Below are 15614 nucleotides of genomic sequence, written 5' to 3' on the forward strand. Positions count from 1 at the left end.
AACGATCACTCCCCGAGCAGCAGGTTGGGTAGCCAGAGCGACAGGGCGGGGATGTATGCGACCAGCAGCAGCACCACGAGATTGCAGATCAGAAACGGCACGATGGCACGGGCCACGCGCAGCATGGGCAGCTTGCCGATGCCGGCGACCACGAACAGGCAGACCCCGAGCGGCGGTGTGGTCAGTCCGATCATCAGGTTGAGCACCGCCATCAGGCCGAAGTGCACGGGATCCATGCCGACCCCGGTGGCGACGCCCAGCAGCGCCGGGAACAGGATGATCAGGGCAGCGATGGTTTCCATGAAGGTACCCACCACCAGCAGGATCAGATTGAGGATCAGGATCACGACCAGCGGGTTGTCGCTGATGGCCAGGATCTGGTCGGCGATCATCTGCGGAATCTGCTGGCTGGTGAGGATCCAGCCGAACAGGTTGGCCAGGCCGACCAGGATCATCAGCGACCCCGAGGTCAGGACGGTGTCGATGACGATCTGCGGCAGATTGCGCCAGGTGATGCCCTTGTAGACGAACATGCCGATCACCAGGGCATACAGGCTGGCGACGATCGAGGCTTCGGTGGGGGTGAAAACGCCGCCGACGATCCCGTAGAGAATGATGAAGGTCATCAGCAATGCCCAGAAGGCACTGCGTCCTTCCAGCACCAGTTGCCGGAACGTGGAGCGTTTCTCGCGCGGGTACCCGCGTTTCACCGCCAGGATGTACACGGTGATCATCATCGCCAGGCCCAGCAGCAGGCCGGGGATGGCGCCGGCCAGGAACATGCGTCCCACCGAGACGCCGGACAGCGAGCCGGCGATGATCATCGGCACGCTGGGCGGGATGATCGGGCCCACCGTCGAGGAGGCGGCGGTCACCGCGGCGGCGAAGGGCTTGTCGTACCCGGCGCGGGACATGCCGGGGATCATCACCGAGCCGATGCTCGCCGCGTCGGCCACGGCGGTGCCGGAGATCCCGCCGAAGATCATCGAGCCCCCCACGTTGGCCAGCCCCAGGCCGCCACGGATGTGCCCCACCAGCGCGTTCGAGAAACGCACGATATGGTCGGTGATGTTGCCGACGTTCATCAGGTTGCCTGCCAGCACGAAGCCGGGGATGCACAGCAGCACGAACGTGTCGATGCCGCCGTACATTCGCTGCGGGATGATGGTCAGCGAGATGTCCGCGAGCAGGAGATAGGAGAGCGAGGCGATGCCCAGGGAAAAGGCGATGGGGATGCCGATCAGCAGCAGCACGATGAATACGCTGAAGAGAATGAAGACTTCCATCAGTGAGGCTCCTGACGCTGGGCGGATGCATCGCGCTTGATCGCCACGCCGGCTTCGATGACGCCGATCACCGCATAGAGGGCGGTCAAGCCAAAGAGAACGACGGTGGAGAAGAACACGTAGCGCATGGGCAGGCGCAGGGTCGGCGAGGTCTGGAAGGCGCCGATCTGCGCATACTGCCAGGCGTAGGGCAGCATCATCGCGGCGAAGCTGCCTACCGCGAGACAGATCAGGGCGCGATACAGCCACTGACCGCGACGCCCGAGGTATTGTTGAAAGAGCTCGACGTTGACGTGGCGGTCGCGACGCAATACCAGGCCGGCGGACAGCGCCACCATGTAGATGAAAAGGTAGCGCGACAGCTCTTCGGTCCAGGCGGGAGAGCTGGGCAGTGCCGTGCGGGCGACGATCTGCAGGATCACTACCGCGGCGATGCCGACCAGCGCCAGCGAGGCGAGCAGGGCGAACAGTCTGTCCAGTCCGGTGACCAGGCGGCCGAACGCACCGCCCATGGGCGGAATCGCGGCAATGTCGTGCAGGGCGTCGGGAGAGGCTGAATCGGGTTCACGCATGGGAATCCCTTGCTTGAAAGCCTGCGGTGAATGAGCGAAGTCTCCGGGGCGGCGGGGTATCGCCGACCCGGAGCGCCTCGATTCAGAGGTCCTGAATGGCCTGGTAGAGGGCCTGTTGTTCTTCGTTCAACGAGGCCTCGACGGCGGGCCGGGCCTTTTCGGCGAAGGCTTGCTGGTCGACCTCGACGAATTCCATGCCGGCTTCCTCGAGCGTCTTGCGCAGTCGCTTCTGATCTTCGGCGAACAGCTCTTCCTCGTAGCTCTGCATCTTGTCGGCGGCGTCAAGAACGACCTTCTGCAGGTCATCGGGCATCGATTCGAGCTTCTGCTTGCCGATTACCACGTAGATCCAGCTGCGCACGTGGTCGGTCAGGTTCACGTAATCCTGCACCTCGTCGAAGCTGGCACTTTCGATCAGCGACAGGGGATTCTCCTGGGCATCGATGGTGCCCTGCTGCAGCGACGTGAATACCTCGCTGAAGGCCATCGGCGTGGGCTTGGCGCCGAGCGCCTGCCAGGTATCGACGAAAAGCGGCACGTTGGGTACGCGCAGCCGCAGGCCGTCGAGATCGGCGGGTTCCTTGATCGGCCGGTTGGAGGTCAGCTCACGCGGACCGCGCTCGAACCAGGCGATCGGGACCAGGCCGGTCTTCTCCTCGATCTGCGCTTCGATCTGCTCACCGATGTCGCCCTCGACCGCCTTGCGCATCTGCCCCGAATCGCTGAAGGCATAAGGCACGGCCATCATCGCCGCCTTGGGGGCCCAGTTCTGCAGGCTTTCACCGGTAATGGTCATGTCGGCGGTGCCGAGCTGAATACTGTTGATGACGTCCATTTCGTTCCCCAACTGTTCGTTGGGAAAGATCTGTACCTCGATCCGGCCGTCCGAGCGTTTCTCGACGACCTCCTTGAAGCGTTCGGCGGCCTTGTTCCAGATATGTTCCTCGTTGGCCAGGTGACCGAACTTGAGGGTGTAGTCCGCCGCCGTGGCGAACGGTGCCGCAAGCAGGCTCGAGCCGATGACGGCGCTGGCGAGTAGCTGTTTGAACATGACGTTGCTCCTGACTTCGATTGATGGCTGTTGTTGTCGAGCATTGAAGTGTCCGGCAATCCAGCGTTGTGGAGCGCGAGGCGCATCGCGCGATGCGTCAGGCACCGAGCTCGATGAGCACCTTGCGCACCCGTTCCGGGTGATGGTCGATCATGTGGATCGCCTCACCCATCTCGGCGAAGGGCAGCCGGTGGCTGACCAGCGCCGAGGCATCGAGCCGCCCGCTGGCGAGCATCTCGATGACGTCGGGAAACTTGCGGTTGTTGAGGCGCGAGCCGACGATCGTCAGCTCCTTCTTGATCACCTCGAGCTGAACCAGGTCGCTGGGCGTGGCGTTGAAACCCAGCAGCCCGATGCGCCCGGCCGGCGAGGCGATGCGCGCCAGCTGCGGGAACAGGGCCGGCACGCAGGCGGCGTCGGCGATCAGCGGAATGCCCTCGCCGTCGCTGCGCTCGCTCATCACGGCCTCCAGGTCCTGTCGTTGTCCATTGACGGTGTGGCTGGCGCCCAGCGAGCGGGCGACATCCAGGCGGTCGTCGATGACGTCGCAGACGGTGATGTCGGTGAGCCCCTTGGCGCGGGCGACCTGCAGGATGGTCAGGCCGATCACGCCGGCGCCGAGGATCAGCAGGGCGTCGCCGTCATGCGGCTGCATGCGCTCCAGCACATTGGCCGCGATGGTGTACGGTTCGACCAGCGCGGCCTGGTCGAGACCGACGTTCGCCGGCAGGCGGTGCACGTTGTCCGCCGGCACGCTGACGCGCTGCTCGAAGCCGCCGTTGCGGTGCACGCCGATCACGGCGAGCCGGGTACAGACGTTGGGACGGCCGATGCGGCACGGGTAGCACTCGCCGCAGCTGATGACCGGGTCGATGCACACCCGGTCGCCCACCGCGAGGCCCTCGACGCCGTCGCCGATGTCCTCGACGATGCCGGCGAACTCGTGGCCGGTGATGCGTGGGAACCGCACGAAGGCGTTATCGCCGTGGATGATGTGCATGTCCGAGCCACAGATCCCGGCGAAGGCGACGCCGACCAGCACCTCGCCGGCGGCGGCCTGCGGGGCATCGATGTCGACGATGCCGAAGTCGTGAGGGGCGCGAACCTCGAATGCTTTCATGACGGACTCCGCTCTGGATAAGGGAAGACGGGATCACCAGTGCCAGAGCGTGCCGTCTTGCAGACGGTTGACCGGCAGGCTGGCGCGTTCGTAGGGATACTTGGCAGCGAGCTCCTCGTCGATGTCGACGCCGTGTCCCGGGCTCTCGCCGGCCAGGAAGTGGCCATCCTCGAAGCGATAGTCGTGGGGGAACACCGCGTCGGTCTCGTCGGTGTGCGGCATGTGCTCCTGGATGCCGAAGTTGGGCACCCAGGTATCGAAGTGGATCGCCGCGCCCAGGCATACCGGCGACAGGTCGGTGGGGCCGTGGAAGCCGGTGCGTACGTGATACAGCGACGCCAGGTCGGCGACGCGACGCATCGCGGTGATGCCGCCGCCGTGGGTCAGCGGCATGCGGATATAGTCGATCCACTGGTTCTGGATCAGCTCGCGGCAGTCGTGGATCGAGTTGAACACCTCGCCGATCGCCAGCGGCGTGGTGGTGTGCTCGCGGATCAGGCGCAGACTCTCCTGGTTTTCGGCCGGCACGCAGTCTTCCAGCCAGAACAGGTGATAGGGCTCGACCGCCTTGCCCAGTCGTGCCGCTTCGATCGGCGTCAGGCGATGGTGGACGTCGTGCAGGACGTGCAGGTCGTCACCGAAACGCTCGCGCACCGCGGCGAACAGCTTGGGTACGTGATTGAGGTATTTCTCGGTGCTCCATACGTGCTCGGCGGGCAGCGACGAGTCGGCCGGCTCGTAGCGCTCGCCGGGCGTCTTGGCAACACCGTAGGTGGTCTCGATGCCCGGCACGCCGGCCTGGACGCGTACCGCCCGGTAGCCCAGCTCGACGTGGCGAGCGACTTCCCCGAGACAATCCTCGATCGTCTGCCCGGTGCAGTGGGCGTAGGTCATCACCCGCTCGCGGCTCTTGCCGCCGAGGAGCTGGTACAACGGCATGCCCGCGGCCTTGGCCTTGATGTCCCACAGCGCCATGTCGACGGCGGCGATGGCGGTCATGGTCACCGGGCCGCGCCGCCAGTAGGCACCGCGATAGAGGTACTGCCAGGTGTCCTCGATGCGGCCGGCATCGCGGCCGATCAGTGCCGGCACGACGTGTTCGTCGAGATAGGCGGCCACCGCCATCTCGCGGCCGTTCAGGGTGGCATCGCCGATGCCGTGGGTGCCTGACTCGGTGACGATCTTGAGCGTCACGAAGTTACGGCCGGGGCAGGTGACGATGGTGTAGGCGTCGCGAATCTTCATGCACTGACTCCAGAGGGCAGCGGGGGTCGACGACCGCTGGACGCGGCGGCTTCGAAAAGGTCGGGGAAGCGCTCGACCAGGGCCGGCAGCGAGCTGAGGATCTCGCGCAGGTGTTCCTTCACGGCCCGTTCGGCGGCATCGGCATCGCGCGCGACGATGCCCTCGAGAATGCGGGTGTGCTGGTCGATCAGCTTGGTGATGGGGGTAGCGTCCGGCACGCTCAGGTAACGCACCCGGTCGAGCTGCGCCTTGACTTCCTGGGTCACGCGCCAGGCGGCATCGTGGCCGGTGCCCAGCGCCAGGGTGCGGTGGAAGTCCTCGTCGAGCCGGTAGAAACGGTCGTGGTCCTGGGATTCGATACAGCGCTGCTGGCGGGCGATGAGTTCATGCAGCTCGTCGTGGATGGCCGCGTCGAGCCCCTGCTCGGCGGCGTCGCGGGCCACGGCGATCTCGATGGCCTCGCGCACGAAGCGCGCTTCCATGACGGCGGCCTGGGAAATATGCACCACGTAGGTGCCACGTTGGGGGCGCACCTCGACCAGGCCTGCCTCCGAGAGACGAATGAAGGCTTCGCGGACCGGCTGGCGGCTGACCGCGAAGGTTTCGGCGATCTCCTTCTCCGACAGCGCCTGCCCCGGAGCCAGCGTCATGCGGATGATCGACTGGCGCAGGACCGCATAAAGCCGTTGGCGGACGTTGCCGTCGGGCTGTTCCTCCCAGAGTGCGAGCAGCGATGGCGTCATGTGAAAACCCTGCCTCGTTTCGTTGTCTGACTAGTATGGTAGTTGGGTCAGGGTGGTGCGCGATGACACTTTGGTCGGTCAGACCTTGGTCGAAATGTTACGCTTTTATTCGAATTGGCTTATATTGACCTGCCGATATCAATCTGGATTCACGCAAGACACGAGCACGAGGAGCCGTTGGGAATGGCGATCCACGAATGGCCGGAAGGGGAGCGGCCGCGCGAAAAACTGCTGGCCCTGGGGGCGTCGGCGCTTTCGGATGCGGAGTTGCTGGCGATTTTTCTGCGCGTGGGCGTGAAGGGGCGCTCGGCAGTGGATCTCGCGCGTGACCTGCTGCTGGCGTTCGGTGGGTTGCGGCCGTTGCTGGAGGCGGACCTGGCGCGCTTTTGCGCCGAGCATGGGCTGGGCGAGGCCAAGTACGTGCAGCTGCAGGCGTCGCTGGAGCTGTCTCGGCGGCATCTGGGGAGCCTGCTGGAGCGCGGCGCGGCCCTGACCTCGCCGACGCTGGTGCGGCGTTTTTTGACGTCGCAATTGCGTCACTTGCCTCATGAGGCGTTCGCTGCGCTGTTTCTGGATACGCAGCATCGCGTGATTCGCTTCGAGACGCTCTCGAAAGGCACGCTCGACAGTGCGTCCGTCTATCCGCGCGAGGTCTCGCGGCGGGCGCTGGCGCTGAATGCCGGTGCGCTGATCTTCGCGCACAACCACCCGTCGGGGGTGGCCGAGCCGAGTGACGCCGACCGCCGCATCACGCAGCGTCTCAGCGACGCGCTGGGACTTTTCGACATTCGCGTGCTGGATCATTTCGTCGTCGGCGATGGTGAGGTAGTATCGTTCGCCGAACGCGGATGGCTTTGAATGTCGTATCCGCCGTGCCAGGTTGCCCGTCCGTCATGTTGCCGCGAGCTTGCGGCAATACTTGACGTCTGGTATAAAGTACGCCCTTTGAATCAGGGCAGAAGGCGGTAGCCTGCCATTCCCGGTTTGCCCGACAGGTTTTGAACAACTCGCCAGTGGTTGGAGGCTTCCATGTCCCAAGTATGTCAGGTTACCGGTAAGCGCCCGGTGACTGGTAACAACGTTTCTCACTCCCAGCGGAAGACCCGCCGTCGCTTCGTGCCGAACCTGCACACCCATCGTTTCTGGGTGGAAGGCGAGAAGCGCTTCGTCAAGCTGCGCGTTTCCTCCAAGGGCATGCGCATCATCGACAAGAAGGGCATTGAAGAAGTGCTCAGCGACATCCGCAAGCGCGGCGATCGCGTTTAATCAGGGAGTAACGAGTCATGCGTGACAAGATCAAGATGGTGTCAAGCGCCGGTACCGGCCATTTCTACACCACCGACAAGAACAAGCGGAACACCCCGGATAAGCTCGAAATGAAGAAATTCGACCCGGTCGTCCGCAAGCACGTGATGTATAAGGAAGCCAAGATCAAGTGATCTTGGTCCTCCTGCGCCACAGGTGATGTTCACCTGTTCGAAAAACCCGGGTCGCTCCGGGTTTTTTTATGCCGGCAAGAACGTGGCGAGGTGCCTGCATGCCTGAACTTCCCGAAGTCGAGACGACGCGCCGAGGCATCGCGCCGCATGTCGAGGGGCGTGAAATTCGTGAGATCATCGTGCGCCAGCCGCGCCTGCGCACGCCGGTGCCGGACGATCTGGCGGACACCCTCGTCGGCCACCGCATCGGTGAACTCGGGCGGCGCGCCAAGTACCTGTTGATGCCGGTCGGCGCAGGCACCTTGCTGTGGCATCTGGGGATGTCCGGCAGTCTGCGCCTGGCGCGCCTCGGCGATCTGCCCAGGAAGCACGACCATGTCGATCTGGTGCTGGAAGGCGGTGCGATACTACGCTACCACGATCCGCGCCGTTTCGGATTCGTGGACTGGCTGCAGGGGTCTCCCCTCGACGATCCACGCCTGGCGCGCCTGGGGCCCGAGCCGTTGTCGCCCGACTTCGACGGCGAGCGTCTCTACCGCCTGTCGCGCAAGCGGCGCGTTGCCGTCAAGCCGTTTCTGATGGATAACGCGGTGGTGGTGGGAGTCGGCAACATCTACGCGAGCGAAGCGCTGTTTCTCGCGGGCATCGATCCGCGGCGCGCGGCCGGGCGTATCTCGCGCGAGCGCTACGAACGTCTGGCCGAGGCGGCGCGCGACGTGCTGGCGGCGGCGATCACCCAGGGTGGCACGACCTTGCGCGACTTCGTCAGCGGCACCGGCGAACCCGGCTACTTCGCTCAGCGCCTCAACGTCTATGGACGGCACGATGCCCCCTGTCGGCGTTGCGGCGAGCTTCTTCGCCTGGTAACGCTGGGTCAGCGTGCCAGCGTCTTCTGTCCTCACTGTCAGCGTTGAGCGCCTCGCGCCACGCCATGTCATCGCCAAGAGGTTTTCCGTGACCGAACGTCTACGCCTCAAGAAAAACGCCGATCGCCGTCTCAAGGCGGGTCACCTGTGGCTCTATTCCAACGAAATCGATACCGATGCCACGCCGCTGAAAGATTTCGAGCCGGGTGGCCAGGCGGTCATCGAAGCGGCCAACGGCAAGCCGATGGGGGTTGCCTACGTCAATCCGCATTCATTGATCTGCGCGCGTATCGTCTCGCGCGACGTCGACGTGCGTCTCGATCGTTCACTGCTGGTGCATCGCTTCAAGCAGGCGCTGAGCTTGCGCGCGCGGCTGTTCGCCAAGCCCTTCTATCGCCTGGTGCATGGCGAGGGCGATCTGCTGCCGGGGCTGATCATCGACCGCTTCGATGATGTGCTGGTCGTGCAGCTCAACACCGTGGGCATGGATCGGCTGCGTGACGAGATCGTCGCCGCGCTCGAGAAGGTGCTGGCGCCGCGCGCCATCGTCTTCAAGAACGACTCGTCCGGTCGTCGCCAGGAGCAGCTCGGCGAGGAAGTCGAGGTGGCTTACGGCGAGCTGCCCGATCAGGTCCTGCTGGAGGAGAATGGCGTGCGTTTCGTGGCGCCGGTGCTCGATGGACAGAAAACCGGCTGGTTCTTCGACCACCGTCCCAACCGGGCATGGCTCAACGGCCTGGTCGCCGGCAAGCGCGTGCTGGATGTCTTCAGCTACGTGGGCAGTTGGGGCATCCAGGCGGCGGCGCATGGCGCCAGTGACGTCCTGTGCGTGGACAGTTCCGCCCAGGCGCTGGAGCACGTGGCCGAGAACGCCGCGCTCAATGGTCTGGCCGAACAGGTCGCCATCGGTGAAGGCGATGCCTTCGAGGCACTGGCGGCGCTCAAGGCGGAAGGCGAGCAGTTCGACGTGATCGTGCTCGATCCGCCGGCGTTCATCAAGCGACGCAAGGACATTCCCAACGGCGAGCGCGCCTATTCACGGCTCAACCGTGAAGCGATCCGCCTGCTGGGGCGCGATGGCCTGCTGCTCTCGGCGTCCTGTTCGATGCACCTGGCGCCCGACCGCCTGATGGAATGCGTGCGCGGCGCGGTGCGTCATCAGGATCGCCACGGACAGGTCATCTACCAGGGTAGCCAGGGCCCGGACCATCCGGTGCACCCGGCCATTCCCGAGACCGCTTATCTCAAGGCGCTTGGCGTGCGGGTCTTCCGCAACTGAGGCAGGCATGACGGGCGACGACGTACGTGTCTTTCGACACCCCAACGCGTTACTGGTCAGCCACGTGCATAACGTGCTGGCTAGCGCGGGGCTGGTTCCCACGCTGCGCAACATGACCCTGGGCGGTGGCGCCGGCGAGTTGCCGCCAGGCGAATGCGAGCCGGAGGTCTGGGTGCCGGCCGGCCATCGTCTGCGCGCCGAGGCATTGGTCGAGGAGGCACTCGACGGTCCTGCCGAGCCAGCGCCTGACTGGCGTTGCCCTGCGTGCGGCGAATGGCTGGAGGGCGCGTTCGATGCCTGCTGGCAGTGCAACCGGGAGCGTCCGCGCTAGTCGGCGTAAATCTTTCGGTATCGCGCCGTGTGACCGCAAGGTTTTCTGTCCGGCGGGGTCTGTTCAGCACGTTGTTTTGTTTTTTCCGCGTTGCCCCTTCGATTCCGGTGTGTGTGCTGTAATGGGTAGGCATCGAGCCTACATTGACCCCATCGTGAAGCGGAGGCGCCATGAAAATCGCCGTACCCAAGGAAATCAAGAATCATGAGTATCGCGTCGCTCTGACGCCGAGTGTGGTGCGAGAGCTGGCGGCGCGCGGCCATACCGTGGCCGTGCAGGCATCGGCGGGCGAGGGTGCCGGCTTCCCGGATGCCGAGTATGCCGCTGCGGGGGCGCGTATCGAGCAGGACCTGGATGCGCTGTGGGACAACGCCGAGTTGATCGTCAAGGTCAAGGAACCCCAGCCCGAGGAGGTCAAGCGCCTCAAGCCCGGGCATACCCTGTTCACCTACCTGCATCTGGCCGCCGAGGAGTCGTTGACCCGGGGGTTGATGGACAGTGAAGCCACCTGTATCGCCTACGAGACGATCACCGACGACCAGGGCGGGTTGCCGCTGCTGGCGCCGATGAGCCGCGTTGCCGGCCGCATGGCGATCCAGGCCGGGGCGCACAGCCTGGAAAAGGCCCAGGGCGGTGCCGGCATTCTGATTCCCGGGGTGCCCGGCGTGGCGCCGGCCAAGGTCACGGTGATCGGTGGCGGCGTGGTCGGCGAGAACGCCGCGCGCATGGCGCTGGGGCTGGGTGCCGAGGTGACCGTGCTCGACAAGTCGCTGGCGCGTCTGGAAGTGCTCGATCATCGTTATCAGGGGCGTCTGAATACCGTGTACTCGACGGCGGATGCCCTGGAGACGGCGGTGCGCGAGTCGGACATCGTCGTCGGGGCGGTGCTGGTGCCCGGTGCGCAGGCGCCCAAGCTGATCACGCGCGACATGCTCGCCGACATGCGTCCGGGCAGCGTGCTGGTGGACGTGGCCATCGACCAGGGCGGTTGTTTCGAGACCAGCCGCGCGACGACGCATGCCGACCCCACCTATGTGGTGGATGGCGTGGTGCACTACTGCGTCGCCAACATGCCGGGCGCCGTGGCGCGCACCTCGACCCAGGCGTTGACCAATGCCACCCTGCCGTTCGTGCTGGCCCTGGCCGACAAGGGATGGCAGGGCGCCTTGGCGGAAGATCCTCACTTCCTCGAGGGGCTCAACGTGCATGCCGGACGCATCACCCACCCGGCGGTGGCCAAGGCCTTCGCTCTGGAGGCCGTCGACCCGCGCACACTGCTGTCATAGTCACTTCGCTGTGACCAGCGGACCTCGCGCGCCCCGGTCGCCTTGACCGGGGCGTCGTTGTACACTGGACGAATTCTCACATTTCGTTGCGATCAGCCCAATTTCATGACCAAGACACGCGTTCTGACCGGTATTACCACGACCGGCACCCCGCATCTCGGCAATTATGTCGGGGCCATCAAGCCTGCCATTCATGCCAGCCAGACGCCCGACGTGGAATCCTTCTATTTCCTCGCCGACCTGCATGCCCTGATCAAGGCCCAGGACCCCAGACGCGTTCAGCAGTCGCGCCTGGAGATCGCCGCGACCTGGCTGGCCCTGGGGCTGGATACCGACAACGCGGTCTTCTACCGTCAGTCGGACATTCACGAGATTCCCGAGTTGACGTGGCTGCTGTCGTGCGTGTGCGCCAAGGGCCTGATGAACCGCGCGCATGCCTACAAGGCGGCGGTGGCCGACAACGAGGCGCTCGGCAATCAGGACATGGACAAGGGCGTGAGCATGGGGCTGTTCGGCTATCCGGTGCTGATGGCGGCGGACATCCTGATGTTCAAGGCCAACAAGGTGCCGGTCGGCCGCGACCAGATTCAGCACATCGAGATGGCGCGCGACATGGCGGGGCGCTTCAATCACATCTACAAGGGCGACTATTTCACGTTGCCCGAAGCAGTGGTCGACGAGAACGTCGAAGTGCTGCGAGGGCTCGACGGCCGCAAGATGTCGAAGAGCTACGACAACACCATTCCGCTGTTCGTCTCCGAGAAGAAGCTCCAGAAACTGGTGCGCAAGATCAAGACCAACTCGCTGGAGCCGGGCGAGCCCAAGGATCCCGACACCTGCACCCTGTTCCAGATCTTTTCGGCCTTTGCCACGCCGGAGGAGACGCGTGCCATGCGCGCCGACTACGAGAACGGCATCGGCTGGGGCGACGCCAAGAATCGGGTCTTCGAGTATGTGAACGAGCATCTGCGCGAACCGCGCGAGCGCTACAACGCTCTGCTCGAGGATCCGGGGCATATCGAGCGCGTGCTGCAGCAGGGGGCCGACAAGGCCCGCGCCGAGGCGCAACCTCTCATGGAGCGTCTGCGTGAAGTCGTCGGGTTGGGCCGTTTCGTGTAACCGGCGCCTTGCCTGCCCGTTTTCCCTGGGGCCCGTGTCGCGATGACACGGGCCCCATGTTTTTATATTGCCATAAGCTATAGCAGAAATGGTCTTTATGAATTTTTAAAAGGATCGGGCAGACGCTAAGATAGCCAACAATTTCCATTCGAACACTTTTCGGGAGGTTGCGATGCGTGACGCGTCCAGCGTTTCATCTGCCACCGCCGAACCGCGTCGTGGCTTGCCGCCACTGGCGCTGGCATCGGCGGTGGTCTTGTTGCTGGCGGCCTTGGCCGTCGGGGTGGCATTCGGTGCCGCCAAGGGGTGGCTCATGGTCGTCGGGGGCGCCTTCGGCATGGTGCTCTACCATGCGGCCTTCGGTTTCACCTCGGCCTGGCGGGTCTTCATCACCGAGTGGCGCGGGCGTGGGCTGCGCGCGCAGATGGTCATGCTGGCCCTGGCGGTAGTGCTGTTCTTTCCGGCGCTGGGAGCGGGCTCCCTGTTCGGTACGCCGGTCGCCGGCTATATCGCGCCGATCGGTGTATCGGTACTGGTCGGGGCGTTCCTGTTCGGACTCGGCATGCAGCTGGGCGGCGGTTGCGCCTCGGGGACCTTGTTCACGGTGGGCGGCGGCAATGCGCGCATGGTGATCACCCTGGCGTTCTTCATCATCGGCTCGTTGATCGGTACGGCGCATTTCGCCTGGTGGCAGACGTTGCCGGCGTTCCAGCCGACATCGCTGCATGGCCTGTTCGGTGTGGGCGGCGGGATCGTCGTGAGCCTGGGGCTGTTCATCGCGATCGCGGCATTGACGGTCATCATGGAGAAGCGTCGCCACGGCCAGCTCGAGCGCGCCCCGCAGGTCGAAGCCGGCCGCGCACGGTGGCTGCAGGGCCCCTGGCCGTTGCTGGCCGGTGCCGTGGGACTGGCGGTACTCAACTTCATCACCCTGGCACTCGCCGGGCGTCCCTGGGGGATCACCTCGGCCTTCGCGCTGTGGGGCGCCAAAGGGTTCGAGGCGCTGGGCGGCGATGTCAGTGGCTGGGGCTACTGGCAGGCGGCCGGCAACGCGGCAGCCTTGAAGGCCAGCGTCTGGAGCGACATCACCACCGTGATGAACATCGGCATCATCCTGGGGGCGATGGCCGCCGCGGCGCTGGCGGGCCGTTTCGCGCCCAAGTTCAATATCCCGTTGCGCTCGGCCGTGGCGGCGGCCATCGGCGGACTGCTGCTCGGGTACGGGGCGCGGCTGGCGTTCGGCTGCAATATCGGCGCCTATTTCGGCGGTATCGCCTCGGGCAGCCTGCACGGCTGGCTATGGCTGGTCGCGGCCTTCGCCGGCAACATGCTGGGTGTGCGCTTGCGGCCCTTGTTCTTCCCGGGGGCGGCGCGTCCGGCGGCCCGCAGCTGCTGAGCGGCATGCTGCCCTCGCCATGATCGACGGCGCTCCCTGGAGCGCCGTTTGTCGTCATGGCGTATGCGTGGGTGTCAAATCGGCGTGATATAGTAGCTCCCTTGAGCGCCGTGCGGAGCCGCCACTGGCTCCGAGAACCGTCACCCGCGCGAGGCAAACGATGAGCGAAACATCCAAGCGTCCCCTCTATATCCCTTATGCCGGCCCTTCACTGCTGGAGATGCCGTTGCTCAACAAGGGCAGCGCCTTCACGCTCGACGAGCGCGTCAGTTTCAACCTGCTGGGCTTGTTGCCGCAGAACGTGGAAACCATCGAGGAGCAGGCGCAGCGCGCTTATGCGCAGTACGCCAAGTGCGCCACCAATCTCGACAAGCATATCTATCTGCGTGCCATCCAGGACGATAACGAGACGTTGTTCTTCCGGCTGCTGGAAGAGCACCTCGAAGAGATGCTGCCGATCATCTACACGCCCACGGTAGGCGAGGCGTGCGAGGAATTTTCCAAGATCTATCGCAACCATCGCGGGCTTTTCATCTCGTATCCCGACCGGCACCGCATGGACGATATCCTGCGCAGTGCGACCAAGGACAAGGTGCGGGTGATCGTGGTCACCGATGGCGAGCGCATCCTGGGACTGGGCGATCAGGGCATCGGCGGCATGGGGATTCCCATCGGCAAGCTCTCGCTGTACACCGCGTGCGGCGGCATCAGTCCCGCCTACACGCTGCCCATCGTGCTCGACGTGGGAACCAACAACCAGACGCTGCTCGACGACCCGATGTACATGGGCTGGCGTCATCCGCGGGTGAGCCAGGAAGAATACGATGAGTTCATCGGCATGTTCATGGCGGCGTTGCAGCGTCGCTGGCCGAACGTGCTGCTGCAGTTCGAGGATTTCGCCCAGACCAACGCCATGCCGTTGCTCGAGCGCTATCGCGATCAACTGTGCTGCTTCAACGACGATATCCAGGGCACGGCCTCGGTTTGCGTCGCGACGCTGCTGGCGGCCTGCAAGGCCAAGGGCGAGGCGCTCAAGGACCAGACCATCGCCTTCCTCGGCGCCGGTTCGGCAGGCTGCGGCATCGCCGAGCAGATCGTCGTGGCGATGACCATGGAGGGCTTGAGCGAAGCCGAAGCGCGTCGCCGGGTCTACATGGTGGATCGTCACGGGTTGTTGACCACCGAGATGCAAGCGCTCTACGACTTCCAGCAGCGCCTGGCCCACGACCCCGCCAGCCTGAGCGACTGGGACACCCAGGCGCGCGAGTTGCTGGATGTGGTGCGTAACGCCAAGCCGAGCGTGTTGATCGGGGTGTCCGGGCAGCGCGGCCTGTTCTCCGAAGAGGTGATCAAGACCCTGCATGCGGGCTGCGCGCAGCCGCTGGTGATGCCGCTATCCAATCCGACCTCCAAGGTCGAGGCGGTGCCTCAGGATATCCTCGACTGGACCGGGGGCGAGGCGCTGGTGGCCACCGGCAGCCCCTTCAAGCCGGCACGTGTCGGCGAACGCGAGGTCGCGATCGCCCAGTGCAACAACGCCTACATCTTCCCCGGCATCGGCCTGGGCGTGGTGGCGGCCAACGCCTCCCGGGTGACCGACAAGATGCTGATGGCGGCGTCCAATGCCCTGGCCCAGGGCGCGCCCATCGTCAAGACCGGAAAGGGCGCCTTGCTGCCTTCGCTGGGGGACATTCGCGAGATCAGCAAGGAAATCGCCTTCGCCGTGGCGAAGCAGGCTCAGGAAGAAGACGTGGCCCTGGCCTCAAGCGACGAGGTGCTGTGGGATGCCATCGAACGCCACTTCTGGTACCCGCGTTACCGTGCCTATCGTCGCCGCGCCTTCTAAGGGTGCCAGCCTGACGTGGCGCCATGGGTGGCCTC

The 15614-nt window shown here is 64.8% G+C and carries 16 protein-coding genes; 10 read left to right on the top strand and 6 right to left on the bottom strand.

The genetic code is table 11. The annotated features are described in order from the left end of the window. Positions 1-5: 5 nt before the first annotated feature. The 6 genes from ABGX75_RS05520 to ABGX75_RS05545 all read right to left on the bottom strand — a co-directional run bounded on the left by ABGX75_RS05520 (position 6) and on the right by ABGX75_RS05545 (position 6017). Entirely contained in the window at positions 6-1286 is a 1281-nt protein-coding gene (locus ABGX75_RS05520; RefSeq protein ID WP_011508269.1) for a TRAP transporter large permease, read from the bottom strand. Further along, positions 1286-1858 carry a TRAP transporter small permease gene (locus ABGX75_RS05525; protein ID WP_035413264.1) on the bottom strand — a complete coding sequence of 191 codons (573 nt, stop codon included), beginning with the start codon at positions 1856-1858 and terminating at the stop codon, positions 1286-1288. The genes ABGX75_RS05520 and ABGX75_RS05525 overlap by 1 nt, the downstream gene beginning before the upstream one ends. A gap of 82 nt (positions 1859-1940) precedes the next feature. Next, entirely contained in the window at positions 1941-2909 is a 969-nt protein-coding gene (locus ABGX75_RS05530; RefSeq protein WP_347411232.1) for a TRAP transporter substrate-binding protein, read from the bottom strand. Positions 2910-3006: 97 nt separating this feature from the next. Next, positions 3007-4029 carry a Zn-dependent oxidoreductase gene (locus tag ABGX75_RS05535; protein WP_347411233.1) on the bottom strand — a complete coding sequence of 341 codons (1023 nt, stop codon included), beginning with the start codon at positions 4027-4029 and terminating at the stop codon, positions 3007-3009. 33 nt (positions 4030-4062) lie between these two features. Continuing rightward, positions 4063-5274 (bottom strand): D-mannonate dehydratase ManD, encoded by a 1212-nt coding sequence (gene manD / locus ABGX75_RS05540; protein WP_347411234.1) that lies wholly within the window; start codon positions 5272-5274, stop codon positions 4063-4065. Further along, entirely contained in the window at positions 5271-6017 is a 747-nt protein-coding gene (locus ABGX75_RS05545; RefSeq protein WP_347411235.1) for a GntR family transcriptional regulator, read from the bottom strand. Before ABGX75_RS05545 ends, manD begins: the two co-directional genes overlap by 4 nt. A 183-nt stretch (positions 6018-6200) precedes the next feature. Here ABGX75_RS05545 and radC point away from each other — a divergent pair, with 183 nt between their 5' ends. From radC to ABGX75_RS05595, 10 genes are all read left to right on the top strand, one after another. Next, positions 6201-6875, top strand: coding sequence for a DNA repair protein RadC (radC, locus tag ABGX75_RS05550; RefSeq protein ID WP_011508263.1), 675 nt, complete (start codon positions 6201-6203; stop codon positions 6873-6875). 171 nt (positions 6876-7046) lie between these two features. After that, a complete protein-coding gene (gene rpmB, locus ABGX75_RS05555; protein WP_011508262.1) occupies positions 7047-7283 on the top strand; it encodes a 50S ribosomal protein L28 in 237 nt (78 codons plus the stop codon). Positions 7284-7300: 17 nt separating this feature from the next. Beyond that, positions 7301-7456 carry a 50S ribosomal protein L33 gene (rpmG, locus tag ABGX75_RS05560; protein WP_011508261.1) on the top strand — a complete coding sequence of 52 codons (156 nt, stop codon included), beginning with the start codon at positions 7301-7303 and terminating at the stop codon, positions 7454-7456. A gap of 98 nt (positions 7457-7554) precedes the next feature. Then, positions 7555-8370 carry a bifunctional DNA-formamidopyrimidine glycosylase/DNA-(apurinic or apyrimidinic site) lyase gene (gene mutM, locus ABGX75_RS05565; RefSeq protein ID WP_043558643.1) on the top strand — a complete coding sequence of 272 codons (816 nt, stop codon included), beginning with the start codon at positions 7555-7557 and terminating at the stop codon, positions 8368-8370. 40 nt (positions 8371-8410) lie between these two features. Then, positions 8411-9601 carry a class I SAM-dependent rRNA methyltransferase gene (locus ABGX75_RS05570; RefSeq protein WP_011508259.1) on the top strand — a complete coding sequence of 397 codons (1191 nt, stop codon included), beginning with the start codon at positions 8411-8413 and terminating at the stop codon, positions 9599-9601. A gap of 7 nt (positions 9602-9608) precedes the next feature. Next, positions 9609-9932, top strand: a complete 324-nt coding sequence (locus ABGX75_RS05575) for a DUF2007 domain-containing protein (RefSeq protein ID WP_110062006.1) — start codon at positions 9609-9611, stop codon at positions 9930-9932. Positions 9933-10102: 170 nt separating this feature from the next. Then, positions 10103-11218, top strand: coding sequence for an alanine dehydrogenase (gene ald, locus ABGX75_RS05580; RefSeq protein WP_011508257.1), 1116 nt, complete (start codon positions 10103-10105; stop codon positions 11216-11218). Positions 11219-11323: 105 nt separating this feature from the next. Next, positions 11324-12337 (top strand): tryptophan--tRNA ligase, encoded by a 1014-nt coding sequence (locus ABGX75_RS05585; RefSeq protein ID WP_011508256.1) that lies wholly within the window; start codon positions 11324-11326, stop codon positions 12335-12337. A 172-nt stretch (positions 12338-12509) separates the two neighbouring features. Continuing rightward, a complete protein-coding gene (locus ABGX75_RS05590; protein WP_347411236.1) occupies positions 12510-13733 on the top strand; it encodes a YeeE/YedE family protein in 1224 nt (407 codons plus the stop codon). A gap of 160 nt (positions 13734-13893) precedes the next feature. Next, entirely contained in the window at positions 13894-15579 is a 1686-nt protein-coding gene (locus ABGX75_RS05595; protein WP_011508254.1) for an NAD-dependent malic enzyme, read from the top strand. Positions 15580-15614 lie beyond the last annotated feature (35 nt).

Origin of the sequence: Chromohalobacter sp., assembly GCF_039830575.1 — a bacterium.
Lineage (GTDB): Bacteria > Pseudomonadota > Gammaproteobacteria > Pseudomonadales > Halomonadaceae > Chromohalobacter > Chromohalobacter israelensis.

Coding starts and splice junctions, on each gene's coding strand:
- ald (WP_011508257.1), top strand. CDS start 10,103: ATGAAAATCGCCGTACCCAAGGAAATCAAGAATCATGAGTATCGCGTC.
- ABGX75_RS05535 (WP_347411233.1), bottom strand. CDS start 4,029: ATGAAAGCATTCGAGGTTCGCGCCCCTCACGACTTCGGCATCGTCGAC.
- ABGX75_RS05530 (WP_347411232.1), bottom strand. CDS start 2,909: ATGTTCAAACAGCTACTCGCCAGCGCCGTCATCGGCTCGAGCCTGCTT.
- mutM (WP_043558643.1), top strand. CDS start 7,555: ATGCCTGAACTTCCCGAAGTCGAGACGACGCGCCGAGGCATCGCGCCG.
- ABGX75_RS05585 (WP_011508256.1), top strand. CDS start 11,324: ATGACCAAGACACGCGTTCTGACCGGTATTACCACGACCGGCACCCCG.
- ABGX75_RS05520 (WP_011508269.1), bottom strand. CDS start 1,286: ATGGAAGTCTTCATTCTCTTCAGCGTATTCATCGTGCTGCTGCTGATC.
- manD (WP_347411234.1), bottom strand. CDS start 5,274: ATGAAGATTCGCGACGCCTACACCATCGTCACCTGCCCCGGCCGTAAC.
- ABGX75_RS05575 (WP_110062006.1), top strand. CDS start 9,609: ATGACGGGCGACGACGTACGTGTCTTTCGACACCCCAACGCGTTACTG.
- radC (WP_011508263.1), top strand. CDS start 6,201: ATGGCGATCCACGAATGGCCGGAAGGGGAGCGGCCGCGCGAAAAACTG.
- ABGX75_RS05525 (WP_035413264.1), bottom strand. CDS start 1,858: ATGCGTGAACCCGATTCAGCCTCTCCCGACGCCCTGCACGACATTGCC.
- ABGX75_RS05590 (WP_347411236.1), top strand. CDS start 12,510: ATGCGTGACGCGTCCAGCGTTTCATCTGCCACCGCCGAACCGCGTCGT.
- ABGX75_RS05545 (WP_347411235.1), bottom strand. CDS start 6,017: ATGACGCCATCGCTGCTCGCACTCTGGGAGGAACAGCCCGACGGCAAC.
- ABGX75_RS05595 (WP_011508254.1), top strand. CDS start 13,894: ATGAGCGAAACATCCAAGCGTCCCCTCTATATCCCTTATGCCGGCCCT.
- rpmB (WP_011508262.1), top strand. CDS start 7,047: ATGTCCCAAGTATGTCAGGTTACCGGTAAGCGCCCGGTGACTGGTAAC.
- rpmG (WP_011508261.1), top strand. CDS start 7,301: ATGCGTGACAAGATCAAGATGGTGTCAAGCGCCGGTACCGGCCATTTC.